We start from the raw sequence: 19,860 nt of genomic DNA on the forward strand, positions 1-19,860 counted from the left end.
TTATTCTCTCCCTTTAAATTGTTTCAACATTTCATTTTCAGTTTCATTAACATTATTTGTAAGAATGGTCATATGTCCCATTTTTCTATCTGGTTTTCGTTCTGTTTTTCCATAGATGTGGACATGCCATTCAGGATGATCTCCAAATTTATCTTCTAATAAGTCTAAATCGCGTCCTAATAAATTCATCATCACTGCTGGTTTTAAAATTTCTATCTCTTGAGGTAAATCTTGACCAGTTACTGCTAAAATGTGTGTATCAAATTGAGAATAATCACATGCTTCAATCGTATAATGTCCAGAGTTATGTGGTCTCGGTGCAATCTCATTTACATATAAGTGATTTGATTTATCAATAAAGAATTCCACGGTAAAAGTACCAACAAAGTGAACTTTTTCAATTATTTTATTTACTTCTTTTCTCGCTTCTTGTTCTTTATCGCATCTAGCTGGAATAATAGTTTTAAATAGTATTTGATTACGATGCTCATTTTCTTGTAGTGGGAAATAAGCAATTTGATTTTGATTACCAATCGTTACAGTTAAAGATACTTCTCGATCGAGATCTAAAAATTTTTCTGCCACACATTCATGTTTTGAAACAAGCGCTTTAGCTTCTTCAATATTGGAATCATTTTTCACTAAAATTTGCCCTTTACCATCATATCCACCAAAACGTGTTTTTACGATAAATGGATAACTTAATGTTTCAATTGCTTGATTCAAATCTTTTTCATCTTTTAAAGATACATAAGGAACAATTTTTGTACCTGCAGATTCTAATGTTTGTTTTTCAGTTAAACGATCTTGTAATAATTCAATTGCTTGATAACTTTGGGGAATGTTAAATTGTTGAGTTAGTTGCTTAAGCTGTTGAGCAGATATATTTTCAAATTCATAAGTAATCACATCTGATTGTTGACCCAATTTATTTAAGGCTTCTTCATCATCATACTCTGCTGTGATAAAAACATCTGCTACTGATTTACATGGACTATCTGGATTAGGATCTAAACACGCTACATTAAAACCCATTTTTTGGGCAGATTGTGCCATCATCTTACCTAATTGTCCTCCACCAATAATACCAATCGTTGCTCCGAACTTTAATCTATTGAAGTTCATCTTGCATTTCGCCTACCTTATCTACTAAAGATTGTTCATATTGTTCAAGATGTTTACGAACTGAGTCATTTCCAATACTTAAAATTCTCGCTGCTAAAATACCAGCATTTTTAGCTCCAGATTTACCGATTGCCGTTGTAGCAACAGGAATTCCACCGGGCATTTGAACAATAGATAATAGTGAATCTAGTCCTTTTAAACTTTTAGATTCAATAGGTACACCGATAACAGGTAACGTTGTCATTGAAGCAACCATTCCAGGTAAATGTGCTGCACCACCAGCGCCAGCAATAATAACGTCATAACCATTTGTACGTGCTTCACTTGCAAAATCAAACATTAATTTTGGCGTACGATGTGCTGACACTACTTTCTTTTCATATGGTATTTCAAATTGTTCTAACATTGCACAACTTTCTTGCATAATCTTCCAGTCTGAGGAACTACCCATAATGACTGCTACTTTCACTTTGTACACCCTTTCAAAGTTTAAAATATAAATCTTATTAGTTGTATATTACACGTATAGCATACCAAGTATAAAATTTAATTTCAATCAAAAATCGAACTTTATTCGTGTTTTTTAACTTAATTTACGTTTTCTAGTTAAAATTTGACGTTTTTATACCTTTAAAGTTAATCTATAGACAGATATTTAATAAACAAGGAGGAATTTTTTGTGGTTGCAAAAATTTTAGATGGGAAACATATTGCAAAAGATTATAGACAAGGGTTGCAAGACCAAGTTCAAACTTTAAAAGCAAAGGGATATACACCAAAATTATCCGTTATTTTAGTTGGGAATGATGGCGCAAGTCAAAGCTATGTTAATTCTAAAAAGAAAGCTGCTGAAAAAATAGGGATGATATCTGAAATTATCCATTTAGCTGAAGACACTTCTGAAGAAGATGTATTAAAAGAACTAGATCGTTTAAATAATGATGATTCGGTAAGTGGCATTTTAGTCCAAGTACCTCTACCTAAACAGGTTAGCGAACAAAAAATTTTAGAGGCAATTAATCCAGAAAAAGACGTTGATGGTTTCCATCCATCAAACATTGGTAAATTATACATTGATGAACAGACGTTTGTCCCTTGTACGCCATTAGGAATTATGGAAATTTTAAAACATGCAGATATTGATCTAGAAGGTAAAAATGCTGTCGTAATTGGCCGAAGTCATATTGTAGGTCAACCCGTATCTAAGTTATTATTACAAGCAAATGCGACAGTAACGATCTTACATTCACGTACTAAAGATATGCATAGTCATTTAAAAAATGCAGATGTAATCGTCAGTGCAGTAGGTAAACCTGGATTAGTTACTAAAGACGATGTAAAAGAAGGCGCAGTAATTGTAGATGTAGGTAATACTCCTGATGAAAATGGTAAACTAAAAGGTGATGTGGAATTTGAAGAAGTAAAAGAAATTGCGGGTGCTATTACTCCAGTACCAGGCGGTGTAGGTCCTTTAACCATTACTATGGTTTTAAATAATACATTATTAGCTGAAAAAATGCGTAGAGGCATTGAATAATTTAAATTCAAGCGTTTATTATAAAAAAAGAGAGCGACATAATTTCACATTAATTATGCCGCTCTCTTTTTTCAATAATATATTACATTTATACTGACACACTTAATTTTGGAACAAATGTTTCATAATGAATATGTTCTTGGCTTATGCCTATTTCTTTTAATACTTCAATCACTGATTGAATAAATTTAGCACTTCCACAAACATATACTTCACTATCATTATTCACATAATTTTCAAGCGTTTCTTTAGTTAAATAACCTTTAGCTTGTCTATCATATAACTCATATTTCGCTTTGTCGTAGCGTTTTGAAATATCTCTTAAATGAGAAGTGAATGGTGTATCATTAACGTCTCCAGTTACTTGAATAAACTGTGCATGACTTCCATTTTCAGCTACTTCATCAAACATTGAAACAAGTGGTGTGACACCAATACCCGCACCAATAAACAATTGTGGTTGTTCTTGATTAACCACACCAAATGGACCTACTGGAGCTGATAAGTTAATATCATTTCCTTCTTTTAATTCATCATGTAAAATAGTTGAAACTTCACCTTCATGGTCTGTAGATACATCACGTTTGACAGCAAAAGTTAAATGATTGTTATCACCACTAACAATTGAATAGTGACGTTTTGCACGATAAGGCATTTTTTCACTGCTTACATCAACTGTAATATATTCTCCTGGTGTAAATTGACTTAAATCATATTGATCTGATACTACCGTAAAGGCTTTAATATCAGATGAAAGTTGTTCAATTTTTTCAATTTTAAATGGTTGGAAACCTTCCCATAACATTTTACTATAAATATCTTTTTCAACTTGAATAAATACATCAGCAATTTCTTGATATGCTTTTTTCCAAGTTTGAATAATAGGATGACTATCTTCTAATCCTAAAACGGCTTTAATTGCTTCAATTAAGTTTTCACCTACGATATCGTATCCAGCTGGTGGTACTTGTAACGCACAATGTTTATATGCAATTTCTTTAACAACTGGCAAAATATTTTCTAAATGCTCAATATTAACTGCAGCTGCTAATACACTTTGAGCTAAAGCAGTAGATTGGAATCCTTTTTGTTGGTTAGTTTGGTTAAACATATTTTTTAACTCTGGATGTTGTTGGAACATTCTATTGTAAAAATAAGAAGTAATCTCTGTTCCTCTTTCTTGTAATACTGGAACAGTTTCTTTTACAATTCCTTTTTCTTGTTCTGTTAACATGCAAATCCACTCCTACTTAAAATAATATGTGTAAAATATAGTTATTTCCCACAAATATATTTTAGTACGATACTTATTATAATGTAATATAGTTTTTTTAAATTCACAGAACTTTCATTTTACATAAATTTAATATTTATTTATCTTAAGTTCATTTAAATTTAATCTTGAATAAGCTATATTAAGACTATAGTATGATGTTAAAAATCAGAAATTAAAGTATAGTTAAATTATTCAAATGACTTATTATATTCGGAGGTTAACGTAATGAATAAACTCATACAATCTCTTTCAGCTCTCGGTGTCTCTGCTACTCTTGTGACCCCAAATTTAAGTGCAGAAGCTACTACAAATCATACTCCACAGCTTAAAGGAGTAAATGATATTGTTATTGAAAAAGGTCAAGATTATAATGTATTAAATGGAATTAGCGCCTACGATAAAGAAGATGGCGATTTAACACATAAAATTACAGTTGATGGTCACTTAGATACGTCAAAAGTAGGTACATATGAAGTAAGATATAATGTCATCGACTCAGAGGGAGCCGAAGAATCATCAACACGTTACATAAAAGTTAAATAAATGTGTCAATTTTCTGAAAAAGACGAGATAAACATCTTGTCTTTTTTATTTAATTTCTATTGTAAACGCTAGAATTGATAATGTTTCTCAAATGTAACGACTGATTTTCTATTTTTGACATTTTTCACAGAATAGACACATAATTTTAACAAACCTTACATTCCCCGTCATTCCTATTGTTACTAGTTTTTTCCTATTTATTATTGTAATTTTTTTCTAATAAGGTCTTGTAAATATCGCGTAATAAACTAAAATTAATGGTAAGCCCTACATTTGTAGTATTAGGAGGTCAAAAAAGTGTCAAAATTTAAGTCGTTGCTTCTTATGTTTGGCACACTAATTTTACTTAGTGGTTGTTCAAACTTAGAAGTGTTTAATGCAAAAGGGCCAGTAGCAAGTAGTCAGAAGTTCTTGATTATTTACTCAATCATCTTCATGCTTGTTATTGTTGCTGTTGTACTTACTATGTTCGCTGTTTTTATTTTCAAGTATAGTTACAATAAAAATGACGAATCTGGTAAGATGCACCACAATTCTTTAATTGAAACAATTTGGTTTGTGGTACCAATCTTAATCGTAATTGCTTTAGCTATTCCAACAGTTAAAACATTATACGATTACGAGAAACCACCTGAAAGTAAAGAAGACCCACTAGTTGTCTATGCAGTTAGTGCCGGATATAAATGGTTCTTTGCTTATCCAGATCAAAAGGTTGAAACAGTGAATACATTAACTATTCCTAAAAACCGTCCAGTTGTATTTAAATTACAATCTATGGATACAATGACTAGTTTCTGGATTCCTCAATTAGGTGGTCAAAAATATGCCATGACTGGCATGACAATGAATTGGACTTTAAAAGCCGATCAAACTGGTACATTCAGAGGACGTAACTCTAACTTTAATGGTGAAGGTTTCTCTCGCCAAACATTTAAAGTTCACTCTGTAGACCAAAAAGATTTCGATGCTTGGGTTAAAGATGCTAAAAGTAAAAAAACTATTAGCCAAGATGAGTTTGATAAACAACTCTTACCAAGTACTCCAAATAAAGAATTAACATTTAATGGTACTCACATGGCATTCGTCGATCCTGCAGCTGATCCAGAGTATATCTTCTATGCATATAAACGTTACAACTATACTCAAAAAGATCCTAACTTCGTTGCTGAAAAAGATCTTTATAAAGATGTAACAGATAAACCTCAAAAACCAGCTCGTAAGGTAACAGTTACTAATGTCAACTATCCTCGTCATGGTATGAAGCCAATGATTTTAGGCAACAATGACCCTTACGATAGTGAGTTTAAAGATGAAGAAACTCACAACGCTAAGGAAATGGAAAAAATCAATAAAGGAGCTAAAGACGAGAATGCGTCTAAAGCAGATAATGATCATGGAGGTGAACATTAATGAATTTTCCATGGGATCAATTACTCGTTAAAGGTAACTGGATGATTACAATGGCACAAATCGGCGCGCCATTCCTAATTATTGGTTTAATTGCGGTAATTACTTATTTCAAGTTATGGAAATATCTATACAAAGAATGGTTCACATCCGTAGACCATAAAAAAATCGGTTTAATGTACTTAATTAGTGCAGTATTAATGTTCGTTCGTGGTGGTATTGATGCGTTATTACTTCGTACTCAATTAGCTATTCCTGATAATACTTTCTTAGAATCAAATCACTATAATGAAATTTTTAGTACGCACGGCGTTATTATGATTATCTTTATGGCTATGCCATTCATTTTTGGATTATGGAATGTTGTTGTTCCATTACAAATTGGGGCTCGTGATGTGGCATTCCCTGTAATGAACAACATCAGTTTCTGGTTATTCTTTGTTGGTATGATTTTATTTAACCTATCATTTATCGTAGGTGGATCACCAGCAGCTGGTTGGACAAACTATGCTCCACTAGCAGGAGAATTTAGTCCTGGTCCAGGAGTTAACTACTACTTAGTAGCAATTCAAATTTCAGGTATCGGTACTTTAATGACAGGTATTAACTTCTTTGTAACAATACTTAGATGTAAAACGCCTACTATGAAATTTATGCAAATGCCTATGTTTACTGTAACTACTTTTATTACGACATTAATCATAATTTTAGCATTCCCAGTATTCACAGTTGTTCTTGCTTTAATGACAGCTGATAGAGTATTCGGAACTCATTTCTTTACAGTAGCAGATGGCGGTATGCCAATGTTATGGGCAAACTTCTTCTGGGTATGGGGGCACCCTGAAGTTTATATTGTTATCTTGCCTGCATTTGGTATTTATTCAGAAATTATTCCAACATTTGCTCGTAAACGTTTATTCGGTCACCAAAGTATGGTGTGGGCAACTGCTGGTATCGCGTTCTTAAGTTTCTTAGTTTGGGTTCACCATTTCTTCACAATGGGTAATGGTGCTTTAATTAACTCATTCTTCTCAATCTCAACGATGTTAATCGGTGTACCTACCGGAGTTAAATTATTTAACTGGTTATTAACATTATATAAAGGACGTATTACTTTTGAATCACCAATGTTATTCTCATTAGCCTTTATCCCTAACTTCTTATTAGGTGGGGTTACTGGTGTAATGTTAGCAATGGCATCAGCTGACTATCAATATCACAACACTTATTTCTTAATAGCTCATTTCCACTATACATTGGTTACCGGTGTAGTATTTGCCTGCCTAGCTGGTTTAATCTTCTGGTATCCTAAGATGATGGGTTATAAATTAAATGAAAAATTAAATAAATGGGCATTCTGGTTATTCATGATTGGATTTAATGTATGTTTCTTACCACAATTCATTCTTGGATTAGACGGTATGCCACGTCGTTTATACACTTATATGCCATCTGATGGTTGGTGGTTATTAAACTTCATTTCAACTATCGGTGCATTAATGATGGCAGTCGGCTTCCTATTCTTAGTAGTAAGCATTATCTACAGCCACATTAAATCTCCACGTGAAGCAACTGGAGATAACTGGGATGGTTTAGGTCGTACTTTAGAGTGGTCAACAGCTTCAGCTATTCCACCTAAATACAACTTCGCAATCACTCCAGATTGGAATGACTATGATACATTTGTTGATATGAAAGAACATGGTCGTCATTTCTTAGACAACCATAACTACAAAGACATTCATATGCCTAATAACACGCATACTGGTGTATTTATGGGTATATTCATGTTAGTTGGTGGTTTCTTCTTAATCTTCCAATCTATCATTCCATTCCTAATTTGTGTAGCTGGTATCTTCGGAACTATGATTTATCAAAGTTTTGTACAAGATCACGGTTATCATATTCCAGCTTCTGAAGTTGCTGAAAACGAAGCACGTTTAAGAGAAGCACGTATTAAAGAAAGGGAGGCTGTAGGTCATGAGTCATGATACAAACACTATTGATTCACGTACGCATGAAGGTCAATTGAATAAGCTTGGCTTCTGGATTTTCCTTACAGCCGAATTTGCATTATTCGGTACCCTATTTGCAACGTTATTAACGTTGCAACATGGGGGCAGTTACGGTGGTAAAATGACAACTGAATTGTTTGAATTACCACTTGTCCTAATTATGACATTTGCCTTATTAATCAGTTCTTATACTTGTGGTATTGCAATTTACTACTTACGTAAAGAAGAAAAAGGCAAAATGATGTTTTGGATGATTTTAACAGTAATCCTTGGCTTAATATTTGTCGGATTCGAAATTTATGAATTTGCACATTATGCTTCTGAAGGTGTAACACCTAAAGTTGGCTCTTATTGGTCAAGTTTCTTCATCTTATTAGGTACACATGGTGCCCATGTTTCGTTAGGTATCGTTTGGATTATTTGTTTATTAATCCAAGTTGCAACACGTGGATTAAATAAATTTAATGCTCCAAAATTATTTATAGTAAGTTTATACTGGCACTTCTTAGATGTTGTATGGATCTTCATCTTTACTGCCGTATATATGATAGGGATGGTGTATAGCGGATGAATACAATCGTAAAACATACAGTTGGCTTTATTGCTTCAATCGTTTTAACGTTATTAGCAGTTTTTGTAACTCTATACACAAACATGACATTCCATGCTAAAACAACAATTATCTTTGGTTTTGCTTTCATTCAAGCTGCATTACAATTATTAATGTTCATGCACTTAACTGAAGGTAAAGATGGACGTTTACAATCTGCCAAAGTTATCTTTGCGATTATTATTACTTTAATCACAGTTATTGGTACTTATTGGGTTATGCAAGGTGGCCATTCTAGTCACTTATAATTCAATTTCTACCTTACTTAAACAAAAAGCCTGTACGAGTTTTTTAACTTGTACAGGCTTTTTGTTTTGTTTATATTAATGACTTCTTTGTGTATGATAGATATAAGAAAAAGTAAAAATCTTTGGAGGGGTATTCATGTCATTACCTATTATTATTGATACTGATCCAGGTATAGATGATGCAGCAGCAATCGCTCTTGCATTATCTCATACAAAATTTGATGTCAAAATGATTTCTACTGTAAATGGAAATGTAGGTGTTGAGAAAACCACAGCGAATGCTTTAAAATTAAAGTCCTTTTTCAATAGTGAGGTCCCTATACATAGAGGAGCTTCTCAACCATTAATAAGTGAAATACAAGATGCTAGTCATATTCATGGAGAAAGTGGTATGGATGGCTATCAATTCCCTACAATTTCTACTTCAGATTTAGCATCTTCTCATGCTGTAGAAGCTATGAATGAGATATTAAGTCATTCTAATGAACCTATTACTCTTGTAACTTTAGGCCCTTTAACAAATATAGCTCTACTTTTTAATACGTATCCTGAATGCAAAAACTATGTTAAAGAAATTATTATAATGGGGGGGAGTACTGGAAGAGGTAATGTTACTCCCCTAGCTGAATTTAATATTTATTGTGATCCTGAAGCAGCCCATATCGTTTTTAATGCTGGTTTGCCTCTAACGATGATTGGATTAGATTTAGCGCGCCAATCATTATTTACTCATTCTTATTTAGACACTCTTAAAGATGAAAACAAAACGACACAAATGTTGTATCATATTTTCCAACACTATCGTGGTGAAGATTTTAAAGAAGGAATAAAATTATATGATGCATTTACGATTCTTTATTTACTTGATCCTAAGAGTTACGAAATTAAAGAAGCAGATGTGCAAATTGAATTACAAGGGGCACTGACTCGTGGTGCTACTGTAGTTGATTTTGAATCTTCCTATCCTAATTGTTCCGTAGTCGTATCAAGCATAAATGAACATTATAAAACAATATTTTTAAATACTTTAAAAAATTAAAGGTCGAAACAATTAATGTTCCGACCTTTAATTTTACTCTTATTGATAATAAGAGTGTTGATTTAGTATTTTATGATAAATATATGAGATTCGCTTTTCATTTGTTACTTTAGAATTATCACCTATATTTGAAGCAAGTACGATGACATAATGTTGATTGAAATAGACAGTAAATATTTGTCCATAGAACACACCATTAATTCTGTTATATTGCGGTGTAACATAAAATCCATATCGATAAGATTCAGGATATGTTGTTGTTCCTAATTGCTGAGTCAGTGGTATTGACACTGATTCACTAAAAATATTATTATTTTTAAAATTATTTACTAAATGAGCCATATCATATGTTGTCATATATAAGTTACCCGCTCCATAATATTGATCTAATATATTTGGTTTCATAGCAGTTAATTTACCGTCAATCATTTTATATCCAGTAGCCATATGTTTTTTATATGGTTTTTCATTAAAGAAAGCACTATGTTGTAAACTAAATGGTTGTGCTAAATCATCATAATAATTTGCAGCATAGGATTTATGTGTAACTACTTCTATTACTTGAGCAAGCACTAAGTAATTAGCATCATTATATAAGTGTTTATGATAAAATTTTTCATCAATTCCCCTTGCTTGTATTGCATGTACTGCACTATCAAGACTTTTAGTTTTAGGAGAAGCTTCAAATTTATATAGTCCACTTCTATGTAACATTAGATCTTTTAAAGTTATATTTTTTGTCGTTTTAAACCAAGGTAAATATTTAGTGAGAGGATCATTTATATTCACTTTATTTTCATTTTCTAATTTTTTTAGAATTAATCCAGTTGTAAATTTCTGTGCGGAACCAATTAAATACATTGTATTTGGTGAGTTTTTAGTTTTATGCTGAAAATTTTGATAACCGTATCCTTTATTCAACTTTAATTTACCATTTTCAAGAACTGTAACTGCCCCATTAAAATGAATTGCTTTTAAATATTCATCAATATTTTTGATATGTGGTTCTTCGACTTCAATTGTTTTTAAATGTGGCACTTTCGATACATGATAATCTCTTTTTTGTAAATACGTTTTATTATCATTTACTTTGTTATATTCTGTATCTTTATGATTTGTTTTATATACTTTCATTAAGAATATGATGAATAATGTTACTAAGATGATTAAAACTATGGTTAATGTTATTATTTCTATTCTTTTTTTCATTTGCTGCCTCATTACAATTTAATAAAAATAATTAACTCTACACTATTTTATTAAATTATTATTCTTTCAATAAATTATATTATATATTATTTTCACTAAAATATCATCTTTAATATATCTTACTCCGACTATTTTTTCCATCATTCTTTAGCCCGATAAAGTAAGTTTTCAAGCCTGCTTCATTGTAAATAAAAGTTTTTAAACATTATCTTTTTATATTAAAATTAAGTTGTAATTTTAGCCAATTAGTAATACAATTTATGGCTATGGGAGTAATAATTATTATTCTTTTATATTAAAATGGTATGATTAAATTATTAACTTATTTTTTTAATAAATACGTATAGGAGCACATAATTATGAATCGTTTTTTAAAATATTTTATGATGCTATTAACATTATTACTTATTGTTGTTCCTGTCATTTTTATTGTCAATTTATATCATCATTCTGAGAATGCTTTGCAATCTTCATATAATAAATCTGATGCAAAACGTCATTCTACTTTAAGAAATAGCAAAATGAATCCTTCTAAAAATGCTATCTCAATATTGGTTCTTGGGATAGACGATAATGAAGGTAGACGTAAAAATGGTCAAACAACTGAACATTCAAGAACTGATTCAATGATTTTAGCAACACTTAATCCCAATAAACAGCAAATCCGTTTATTAAGTATTCCTCGTGATACAATCAGTTATATTCCTAAAGTAGGTTATTACGATAAAATCACACACGCACATGCCTATGGAGGTCCTATTGCTGCTATGGATACTGTTGAAGCCACACTTAATATCCCTGTCGACTATTATGTTCGAATTAATATGGATGCCTTTGTTCAAGCGGTAGATAAATTAGGTGGTATTTATTACGATGTACCTTATGATTTAGATGAACCTAACACAGATGATACTGGAAGAATCAAGGTTAAAAAAGGGTATCACAAATTAAATGGTGATGAAGCTTTGGCTGTAGCACGCACGCGTCATCACGATTCAGATTTAAAACGTGGCGAGAGACAAATGGATTTAATCAAAATTTTATTTCAGAAAGCAAAAAATTTAGATTCATATGACAGACTAGATGAACTCGTTCAAATAGTAGGTAAAAATGCTAAACATAACCTAACAACAGAAGAAATTAAATCTATAGCTTCAATTTATTTATCTGATAATATAGACTTTAAAAAGTCTCAACTTAAAGGTGACAATGATTATTTAAATGGTATCTACTATTATAACCCTAGCATTAAGAGTATATTAAAATATTCAAATTTATTGCGTTCTGATTTAGGACTATCTAAAATAACAGATAAGAATGATTTATTGGATGAAAGAGTCATTAATTATTATGGCAATCTAGTACCGTTAACACCTATTGATTCGTTTCTTTTAGAAAATAATCAAAAAGATACCACAACAGATGAAAACTCTATTCAGAGTAATGGTACTAACCCTTCTACGCAATCACAATCAGAACAAAATCCATCTGATAGTACTATGGATCAACAAAATCAAATGAGTAATCAAGTCAATAGCAACAATTCAGACAACTCAAACGACTTCAACAATCAAAATGAAATAAATCAATTATATTAATTTGAGAGGAGTACGTAGAATGTCACGCAAAACATATGAAAAAATTGCTAATATTAACGGCATGTTTAACGTATTAGAACAACAAATTATTCATAGTCAAGACATGGCTTTATTCAGAAGTGAATTCTTTTATGTTAATCATGAACATCGTGAAAACTATGAGGCGTTATTAGTATACTATGGTGAGAATTCAGTGAATCCAATTGTAAATGGTGCTTGTTACATTGTTGCTTTACCTGAAATTTTTAATAAAGTAGATGTATTTGAATCTGATTTACCCTTTTCTTGGGTATATGATGAAAATGGAATTACGGAAACAATGCAAAGCATTAGTATTCCTTTGCAATATTTAATTGCAGCCGCTTTAGAGGTTACAGACGTTAATCTTTTTAGGCCTTCAGGTTTCACTATGGGGATGAATAACTGGAACATCGCACAATTAAGGATCTTTTGGCAATATTGCGCAATTGTTCGCCAAGAAGCATTATAATTTATTACTCCTTTTTACTTTTTAGTAAAAGGAGTTTTTCTTTTTCTATATCTAAATAATATAAAATGATTGAATTTATTTAATTTAAGAAAGTAGGTAAATGTCACATGTTTAAAGAAGTAATTAATCAATCTATGCTTTCTGATTGTTTTGAAATTAGAAAGTCAGTTTTTGTAGAAGAGCAAGGGGTTCCATTAGAAAGCGAATTAGATATATTTGAAAATACTTCTACTCATATTATTGGATATTACAACGATCATCCATTTGCTTGTGCACGATTTCGTCCATATGAAGATGGTATAAAAGTAGAACGTGTAGCAATTTTAAAACCTTATCGCAATAAAGGGTTCGGTAAAACATTAATGAACACGATTGAAAGTATTGGAAAACAAAAACATCATCATAAACTTATTTTAAACGCACAACTACAAGCTAAACCATTCTATGAAAAACTAGGTTATATTAGTATTGGTCTTCCTTTTCAAGAAGAAAATATTGCTCATATTAAAATGTATAAAATAATTTAAATGATATTTTTCGATACTTGAATTTCAATGACAACAGCTAGATATTTATAAGAACAAAATTAAATTTAGTTTACAAATGAGTTAAAAATAATTACTCTTACTTTTCTTGACGTTATAATAAAAAAGTAAATTAAAAAAGGAGCAACTATTATGTCGAAAAAATTTAGCTTTAAATTCCCATCAATGATCGCCCTTACTTTATTTGGTGCAGCATTTACTACACATCATGCTGAAGCCTCTGAAAACAAACAAAACGCTGCTAATAATGTAATCGATGATCAACAAAATATTGAAAATGCCAATGTAGCTAAACATCAAGTTAGTAATGCAGCACAAAATATTTCTGGAGTGCAAACTTACCAAGACCCTACATTAGTAAAATCAAATACTACTAATAATACATATAATACATACACATATGATGCAAAATTAGATAACTTAAATCAATCAGCGTCATCTCAAAATAACTCAACGCGTTCTAATACTAATGATACAGTTAAAAACAGTGATACAATATCAAATTATCAATCTGATAATACAAAACATAATAATAATGAAGTAGCTACTACTTCAACTGATTCAACTAAATTAGTTACATCAGAAGATTCTAATCATAAATTAAATTCAAATCATGTAACTACTGAAACACCATCAACTCATAATGAAAGTGCTCAGGTTTCAAATACACAAAAGTTAAATACAGATGAGCCTAAAACAACATTAAATAACGTAGAAAGTCAAAACAATAGCATATCAAAAGCGCAATCAAGCACTACTGTCGTTAATAATAAACAACAAAAAGTAGATAATAATGCTACAACGACAAATAATGACAATAATAAAGTATCATTATCTTCTACTACAGAAAGTGACAGTACGTCTAAAAATTTATCAAATACATCAGATAACACTACAGTTAACAATGAAGATACTACGCTTAAAAAGAATAATGCTCAAACTTCACCAATGCATAATACTTTAAAAGTACGCGCATACCGTGCAGCTTTAAATAACACTCATGTTAATAATAAAGCTACAACTTCAACTCAATCAAATGATGCATCTGTTTCTGACTCTACATCATCAGTTCATAAAGGTATTGGTGGAAAAGGTGGTCCAGCTACAGTAAGTACATATTCAACTACGTCTTCACTACCAAAATATGTACCGCAAGTTAAATCTTCAATTAATAATTATATTCGCTCAAATAATTTGAAAGCTCCTTCGATTGAAGAACATTATACATCTTACTTCCCTAAATATGGATATCGAAATGGAGTAGGAAAACCTGAAGGCATCGTCGTGCATGATACTGCAAATGACAATTCAACGATTGAAGGCGAAATTAATTATATGAGAAATAATTATACAAATGCGTTTGTACATGCATTTGTAGATGGAAACCGTATTATTGAAACTGCTCCTACTGATTATTTATCTTGGGGAGCTGGACCATATGGGAATAATCGTTTTATTAATGTTGAAATAGTTCATACACATGATTATGCTTCATTTGCACGTTCAATGAATAACTATGCAGATTACGCTGCTACACAATTACAATATTATGGATTAAAACCAGATAGTGCTGAATATGATGCTAAAGGAACAGTATGGACTCATTATGCTATTAGTCGTTATCTTGGAGGTACAGATCACGCTGATCCACATGCCTACTTGAGTAATCATAATTATAGTTATGATGAATTATATGATTTAATTAACGAAAAATATTTAATTAAAATGGGCAAAGTTGCACCATGGGGTACAACATCTACAAATAATTCAACTCCTACTACTAAACCAAGTATAAATAATAAAAAATTAACAGTAACATCTAATAATGGCTTAGCTCAAATTAAATCAGATAATAGCGGTCTTTATACTACTGTATATGATTCTAAGGGGAAAACGACGAATCAGGTTCATAATACTTTAGCAGTTACAAAATCTGCACAGCTTGATAAAGACAAATATTACCTAGTATCCGATTATAATAGTGGAAAATTATATGGATGGGTTAAACAAAATGAAACGATTTATAATACTATTACTCCTAAAGCGAAAGTAAATAAATCTTATACTATTAAACCTGGAACGACACTATACACTGTTCCATGGGGTAATTATAATCAAATTGCTGGAACAGTATCTAAATCAAATCAATCTCCATTTAAAGCGAGTGCATCACAACAAGTAGGTAAATCAACATATGTATATGGTTCAGTAAATGGTTTAACTGGTTGGGTAAGTAAATATTATTTAAATGATATTCAAAACAAAGCGGATACAACTAATATACTTAATGTTTCTCAATTAAATAACACTTTAGGACAAGTAGCTAAAAAAAATAATGGTGCTTACACAACAGTATATGACTCATCTGGAAAAATAAATCCTTCTATTAACGGTAATACTTATCGTGTAACTAAAAAAGCGACATTAAATAACAAAAACTTTTATTTGATTTCTGACTTTAATGGTAATCAATCACACGGTTGGATTCCTTCATCAGAAATTAATATTCAAACTACAACACCTATAAATGATGGTATTAAAAAATACAATATCAAAGGGAATAGTAATATATATGAAACACCTTGGGGCAGTTCGTCTCAAATTAAAGCAACAGTTCCTTCAAAGGGAGATGTTCTAAAATCGATAGACGCTTTAAAAGTAGGCTCAAATACGTATCTTCACGGTGTTATTAATAATGTTTGGGGCTGGATTTTATCAGACGATGTTCAAACTGTAAAAACGAGTCAAAAAACAAGTAGTGTTCAAACTGTTTCAAAAATTGCTCAAGTAAATTCAACCAATGATGGTATACGTTCAAGTATTTACGATGCAAGTGGTAAGCATGCAAAACAATATGCTAACAAAACATATGTTGTAACTAAAGAAAAAAAATTAGATGATCATACATATGTTTTATTATCTAGTACTTCTGGAAATACTCCATTAGGTTGGTATAATGTTAAAGACTTAAATATTAAAAATTTAGATGAAGAACAAAAAGTGAAAGGTACTTATACTGTCAACCAAAATAATAATGGCTTATATACGATTGCTTGGGGCACTAATCAACAACGATTAGATAAAAACAACATTGCTAATCAAACTTTCAAGGCTTCTAAATCGACAATTGTTGATGGTAAAACGTATTTATACGGTACAGTTAATAATCAAACAGGTTGGATTGCATTAAAAGATTTAACAAACGCTTCATCTTTCGATACAGCAGAAGACTATAACGATGATTTAGTTATAACTAATGGTAATAGTTTTTACTATGACGACCCTACTTCAGCTAAAGCGTACTCACTCAAGCCATTTAATGAACAAATTTTTCAAATTACAAAACGAAAAGTAGTAAATGGTATCACTTGGTATTATGGTAAATTAAGTAATGGTAAATCAGTATGGATTAAGAAAAGCGATTTACAACAACAATTAGTTAAACTATCTAAAAACTATAGAACACTTGATGAGGTCACTAAAATTCAACAAAATGTTTACGGTGCACCACCACAAGTTCAACGTAATAATAGCGGTTGGTCAAATGCAACGTATAGTGAAATTAAAAATGCGATGAACGCGAAAACACTTGCAAAAAATCCAGCTTTAAAATATCAATTTTTATGTTTAGATCGTCCACAATTATTATCTGTAGATCGTTTAAATCGACTACTTAAAGGTAAGGGAATGTTAGAAAACCAAGGTCAAGCATTTGCTAATGCTGCAAAATTGACAGGTGTTAATGAAATTTACTTAATTGCTCATGCCTTACTTGAAACGGGTAATGGCCAATCTAAACTTGCTAAAGGTGCAAATTTGGTTAATAATCAAGTCGTTTCTAATTCCCCTATTAAATATTATAATGTATATGGTATTGGAGCTTATGATTATGCACCACTTGTAAATGGAATTAATTACGCAAAACAATCTGGCTGGAATAGTATTTCTAAAGCTATTATTGATGGAGCTAAATTTATTGCTCAAGATTATATTAAATCTGGTCAAAATACACTTTATAAAATGCGTTGGAACCCTGATCAACCTGGTACACATCAATATGCTACTGATATTAATTGGGCAAATTTGAATGCTAAAAGTTTAAAATACTTATATGATCAAATTAATTCAGTTGGTAAATATTTTGAAATACCAGTATTTAATCAATAATAATACTTGGGAGTTAGACTGAATTCAGTTTCAATTCAGTTATCGCCTGCCCATATGTAAAAGAATCTGAGACACTTATTTCTGTCTCAGATTCTTTTTTGCTCTAAATTTTATATTTAATACAAACACCCATCTTATTGTGCTATGTTATAAAGAACAATAAGATGGGTGCTATGTTAGATATAAAGATGACGACTATTAAGTTTATTTAAAAGATGATTCAAATTATTGATTTCCTCTTCTGTTAAACATTGACATCTCGCTTCGATTAATTCACATCTTGCTATATTGATTTGTTTAATTAAATCTCTAGCTTCAGTTGTTAAACATAAATCCTTACAACGTAAATCTTCATGTGACTGTTGACTTGTAATATAACCTTTATGAACTAATTTCTTTATCCAACGAGATACAATGGATTGCTCTCTACTAATTTTCATTGTTAAATCATATTGTGATAATCGATCATAGTTATAAAGAATTCTTAATAATTCCAGTTGGTCATTTGTTATATCAGTCCGTTGGCCAAAGCGTCTATTTACTAAATTAAGATCATTATTTGTTAGGGTAATAAGTTTTTCTAGTTGATTATACATAGCTGTTCTACTCCACTCTAGTAATTGTTTATATTATAAAGTTAATTTTATAATTAGACAATACTATTCAATAAATTGACTAAATTCATTTTAATAATATGGTATTATCTATTCATTATACACGATTTCTAATTTTTCTATTTAAATTAAGAGAAAGTGAGATTTTATTAATTAAATATTATAAATAAAAATATGATATGATAATTATATTCTATTTCAAAGTAATGAGGTCATAATACTTTGAATGATTATATTTAGAGGTGTAAATATGAAATTAACTTTAAATTCAAATTCTAAGTTTTTAAGAGCGCCAAGTATCCGACAGTTTTCAAGTCGAATAAAAAATATTGACGACTGCGTTAATTTAACTATTGGCCAACCTGATTTTCCAATGCCTGATGTGGTTAAGCAAGCATATATTAATGCAATAAGCGAAGATAAAACAAGTTATTCACATAACAAAGGCCTTACTGAAACGCGTCAAGCGATTAGTCAATATTTTAAACGTAGATATGGATTTCTTTATAACGAAGAAGAAATTATTGTTACAAACGGTGCAAGTGAAGCGTTAGATACATCGCTAAGAAGTATAATCGAACCTGGAGATGAAATTTTAATCCCTGGTCCTATTTATGCTGGATATATCCCATTAGTTGAAACTTTAGGTGGTAAACCTATTTATATTGATACCACACATTCTGACTTTAAGGTAACACCTGAGCTAATTGAAGCTTACTTTACTGATCAAACTAAAGCAATTTTATTAAATTATCCTACTAATCCAACTGGTGTTATATTAGAGCGCTCAGAAGTTGAAGCCCTTGTACATTATTTAAAAACTAAAGAAATATTTATTATCAGTGATGAAATCTACGCTGAAAATACGTTTACAGGAACACATACTTCTTTTGCAGAATATGAAGAGATACGTGATCAACTATTACTCATTGGTGGCTTAAGTAAATCGCATTCAGCTACAGGCATCCGTATCGGTTTTTTAATCGGTCCTGAATATTTAATTGAAAAATTAACTTTCATGCATGCATATAACTGTATTTGTGCTAATGTTCCTGCTCAAATTGCTTGTATCACTGCATTAAATGAGGGCTTAGAAGCACCAAAATATATGAACGAAGCTTATATTGAACGACGTGATTATTTAAAAGCTAAATTGTTATCGCTAGGATTCGAACTTGAAGCTCAACCTGAAGGTGCATTTTATATTTTCCCAAGTATTAAACGATTTACTAATAATGATTTTGACTTTTGTGTCAATGTACTGGAAGAGGCACATGTTGCGATGGTACCAGGATCTTCTTTTACAGATATAGGAAAAGGCTATATTCGTATTTCTTATGCTTATGAAATGAACGTCTTAAAAGAAGGTATGCGCCGTTTAGAATTATATTTAAAAGAACACTATCCTAATGTGTTAGATAATTAAAAAAACGCAAG

At 31.0% G+C, this 19,860-nt stretch carries 17 protein-coding genes; 12 read left to right on the forward strand and 5 right to left on the reverse strand.

The annotated features are described in order from the left end of the window. Both purK and purE read right to left on the reverse strand, forming a co-directional pair. Nucleotides 1-1,125 (reverse strand): 5-(carboxyamino)imidazole ribonucleotide synthase, encoded by a 1,125-nt coding sequence (purK, locus tag BDW25_RS02905; RefSeq protein WP_002455507.1) that lies wholly within the window; start codon nucleotides 1,123-1,125, stop codon nucleotides 1-3. Next, on the reverse strand, nucleotides 1,112-1,594 hold the full coding sequence (gene purE / locus BDW25_RS02910; protein WP_002448044.1) for a 5-(carboxyamino)imidazole ribonucleotide mutase: 483 nt from the start codon (nucleotides 1,592-1,594) through the stop codon (nucleotides 1,112-1,114). The genes purK and purE overlap by 14 nt, the downstream gene beginning before the upstream one ends. A 210-nt stretch (nucleotides 1,595-1,804) precedes the next feature. Here purE and folD point away from each other — a divergent pair, with 210 nt between their 5' ends. Then, nucleotides 1,805-2,662: a bifunctional methylenetetrahydrofolate dehydrogenase/methenyltetrahydrofolate cyclohydrolase FolD gene (gene folD, locus BDW25_RS02915; RefSeq protein ID WP_002448150.1), complete on the forward strand. Its 858-nt coding sequence runs from the start codon at nucleotides 1,805-1,807 to the stop codon at nucleotides 2,660-2,662. A gap of 88 nt (nucleotides 2,663-2,750) precedes the next feature. Here folD and BDW25_RS02920 read toward each other — a convergent pair whose 3' ends face one another. Continuing rightward, nucleotides 2,751-3,896: a globin domain-containing protein gene (locus BDW25_RS02920; RefSeq protein ID WP_002448258.1), complete on the reverse strand. Its 1,146-nt coding sequence runs from the start codon at nucleotides 3,894-3,896 to the stop codon at nucleotides 2,751-2,753. Nucleotides 3,897-4,163: 267 nt separating this feature from the next. Here BDW25_RS02920 and BDW25_RS02925 point away from each other — a divergent pair, with 267 nt between their 5' ends. From BDW25_RS02925 to rihC, 6 genes are all read left to right on the forward strand, one after another. Next, on the forward strand, nucleotides 4,164-4,481 hold the full coding sequence (locus BDW25_RS02925) for a DUF5011 domain-containing protein (RefSeq protein ID WP_002448176.1): 318 nt from the start codon (nucleotides 4,164-4,166) through the stop codon (nucleotides 4,479-4,481). 297 nt (nucleotides 4,482-4,778) lie between these two features. Further along, nucleotides 4,779-5,891 carry a cytochrome aa3 quinol oxidase subunit II gene (gene qoxA, locus BDW25_RS02930; RefSeq protein WP_002448202.1) on the forward strand — a complete coding sequence of 371 codons (1,113 nt, stop codon included), beginning with the start codon at nucleotides 4,779-4,781 and terminating at the stop codon, nucleotides 5,889-5,891. Further along, entirely contained in the window at nucleotides 5,891-7,879 is a 1,989-nt protein-coding gene (gene qoxB / locus BDW25_RS02935; RefSeq protein WP_002488372.1) for a cytochrome aa3 quinol oxidase subunit I, read from the forward strand. Before qoxA ends, qoxB begins: the two co-directional genes overlap by 1 nt. Next, nucleotides 7,869-8,474: a cytochrome aa3 quinol oxidase subunit III gene (gene qoxC / locus BDW25_RS02940; RefSeq protein WP_002448120.1), complete on the forward strand. Its 606-nt coding sequence runs from the start codon at nucleotides 7,869-7,871 to the stop codon at nucleotides 8,472-8,474. The genes qoxB and qoxC overlap by 11 nt, the downstream gene beginning before the upstream one ends. Beyond that, complete coding sequence (qoxD, locus tag BDW25_RS02945) at nucleotides 8,471-8,761, forward strand: cytochrome aa3 quinol oxidase subunit IV (protein WP_002448242.1); 291 nt, start codon at nucleotides 8,471-8,473, stop codon at nucleotides 8,759-8,761. Before qoxC ends, qoxD begins: the two co-directional genes overlap by 4 nt. A 136-nt stretch (nucleotides 8,762-8,897) precedes the next feature. Then, on the forward strand, nucleotides 8,898-9,800 hold the full coding sequence (gene rihC, locus BDW25_RS02950) for a ribonucleoside hydrolase RihC (RefSeq protein ID WP_002455510.1): 903 nt from the start codon (nucleotides 8,898-8,900) through the stop codon (nucleotides 9,798-9,800). A gap of 39 nt (nucleotides 9,801-9,839) precedes the next feature. Here the strand turns inward: rihC and BDW25_RS02955 are convergent, their stop codons facing one another. Then, the gene (locus BDW25_RS02955) at nucleotides 9,840-11,009 is read right to left on the reverse strand and encodes a serine hydrolase domain-containing protein (protein WP_133944787.1); all 1,170 of its coding nucleotides are present in this window, start codon (nucleotides 11,007-11,009) and stop codon (nucleotides 9,840-9,842) included. Nucleotides 11,010-11,368: 359 nt separating this feature from the next. On the opposite strand from BDW25_RS02955, the gene BDW25_RS02960 reads away from it, so the two are divergent. From BDW25_RS02960 to BDW25_RS02975, 4 genes are all read left to right on the forward strand, one after another. After that, nucleotides 11,369-12,607: an LCP family protein gene (locus tag BDW25_RS02960; protein ID WP_115345098.1), complete on the forward strand. Its 1,239-nt coding sequence runs from the start codon at nucleotides 11,369-11,371 to the stop codon at nucleotides 12,605-12,607. Between the two features lie 19 nt (nucleotides 12,608-12,626). After that, on the forward strand, nucleotides 12,627-13,097 hold the full coding sequence (locus BDW25_RS02965; RefSeq protein ID WP_002448219.1) for a DUF2538 family protein: 471 nt from the start codon (nucleotides 12,627-12,629) through the stop codon (nucleotides 13,095-13,097). Nucleotides 13,098-13,204: 107 nt separating this feature from the next. Beyond that, nucleotides 13,205-13,624, forward strand: coding sequence for a GNAT family N-acetyltransferase (locus BDW25_RS02970; protein ID WP_002448255.1), 420 nt, complete (start codon nucleotides 13,205-13,207; stop codon nucleotides 13,622-13,624). A gap of 150 nt (nucleotides 13,625-13,774) precedes the next feature. Next, complete coding sequence (locus tag BDW25_RS02975; RefSeq protein WP_133944789.1) at nucleotides 13,775-17,809, forward strand: glucosaminidase domain-containing protein; 4,035 nt, start codon at nucleotides 13,775-13,777, stop codon at nucleotides 17,807-17,809. A gap of 176 nt (nucleotides 17,810-17,985) precedes the next feature. Here the strand turns inward: BDW25_RS02975 and BDW25_RS02980 are convergent, their stop codons facing one another. Then, the gene (locus BDW25_RS02980; RefSeq protein ID WP_002448073.1) at nucleotides 17,986-18,405 is read right to left on the reverse strand and encodes a MarR family transcriptional regulator; all 420 of its coding nucleotides are present in this window, start codon (nucleotides 18,403-18,405) and stop codon (nucleotides 17,986-17,988) included. Between the two features lie 268 nt (nucleotides 18,406-18,673). On the opposite strand from BDW25_RS02980, the gene BDW25_RS02985 reads away from it, so the two are divergent. Continuing rightward, the gene (locus tag BDW25_RS02985) at nucleotides 18,674-19,849 is read left to right on the forward strand and encodes an aminotransferase class I/II-fold pyridoxal phosphate-dependent enzyme (RefSeq protein WP_133944791.1); all 1,176 of its coding nucleotides are present in this window, start codon (nucleotides 18,674-18,676) and stop codon (nucleotides 19,847-19,849) included. The last annotated feature ends 11 nt before the right edge of the window (nucleotides 19,850-19,860 follow it).

The organism is Staphylococcus sp. AtDRG32 (assembly GCF_004365845.1).
Classification (GTDB): domain Bacteria; phylum Bacillota; class Bacilli; order Staphylococcales; family Staphylococcaceae; genus Staphylococcus; species Staphylococcus hominis.

Bases quoted from the DNA above. Each gene is read 5' to 3' on its own strand.
- BDW25_RS02965 (WP_002448219.1), top strand. From the start codon at position 12,627: ATGTCACGCAAAACATATGAAAAAATTGCTAATATTAACGGCATGTTT.
- BDW25_RS02985 (WP_133944791.1), top strand. From the start codon at position 18,674: ATGAAATTAACTTTAAATTCAAATTCTAAGTTTTTAAGAGCGCCAAGT.
- BDW25_RS02980 (WP_002448073.1), bottom strand. From the start codon at position 18,405: ATGTATAATCAACTAGAAAAACTTATTACCCTAACAAATAATGATCTT.
- qoxB (WP_002488372.1), top strand. From the start codon at position 5,891: ATGAATTTTCCATGGGATCAATTACTCGTTAAAGGTAACTGGATGATT.
- qoxD (WP_002448242.1), top strand. From the start codon at position 8,471: ATGAATACAATCGTAAAACATACAGTTGGCTTTATTGCTTCAATCGTT.
- BDW25_RS02925 (WP_002448176.1), top strand. From the start codon at position 4,164: ATGAATAAACTCATACAATCTCTTTCAGCTCTCGGTGTCTCTGCTACT.
- BDW25_RS02920 (WP_002448258.1), bottom strand. From the start codon at position 3,896: ATGTTAACAGAACAAGAAAAAGGAATTGTAAAAGAAACTGTTCCAGTA.
- qoxC (WP_002448120.1), top strand. From the start codon at position 7,869: ATGAGTCATGATACAAACACTATTGATTCACGTACGCATGAAGGTCAA.
- BDW25_RS02955 (WP_133944787.1), bottom strand. From the start codon at position 11,009: ATGAAAAAAAGAATAGAAATAATAACATTAACCATAGTTTTAATCATC.
- BDW25_RS02970 (WP_002448255.1), top strand. From the start codon at position 13,205: ATGTTTAAAGAAGTAATTAATCAATCTATGCTTTCTGATTGTTTTGAA.
- BDW25_RS02960 (WP_115345098.1), top strand. From the start codon at position 11,369: ATGAATCGTTTTTTAAAATATTTTATGATGCTATTAACATTATTACTT.
- purK (WP_002455507.1), bottom strand. From the start codon at position 1,125: ATGAACTTCAATAGATTAAAGTTCGGAGCAACGATTGGTATTATTGGT.
- BDW25_RS02975 (WP_133944789.1), top strand. From the start codon at position 13,775: ATGTCGAAAAAATTTAGCTTTAAATTCCCATCAATGATCGCCCTTACT.
- rihC (WP_002455510.1), top strand. From the start codon at position 8,898: ATGTCATTACCTATTATTATTGATACTGATCCAGGTATAGATGATGCA.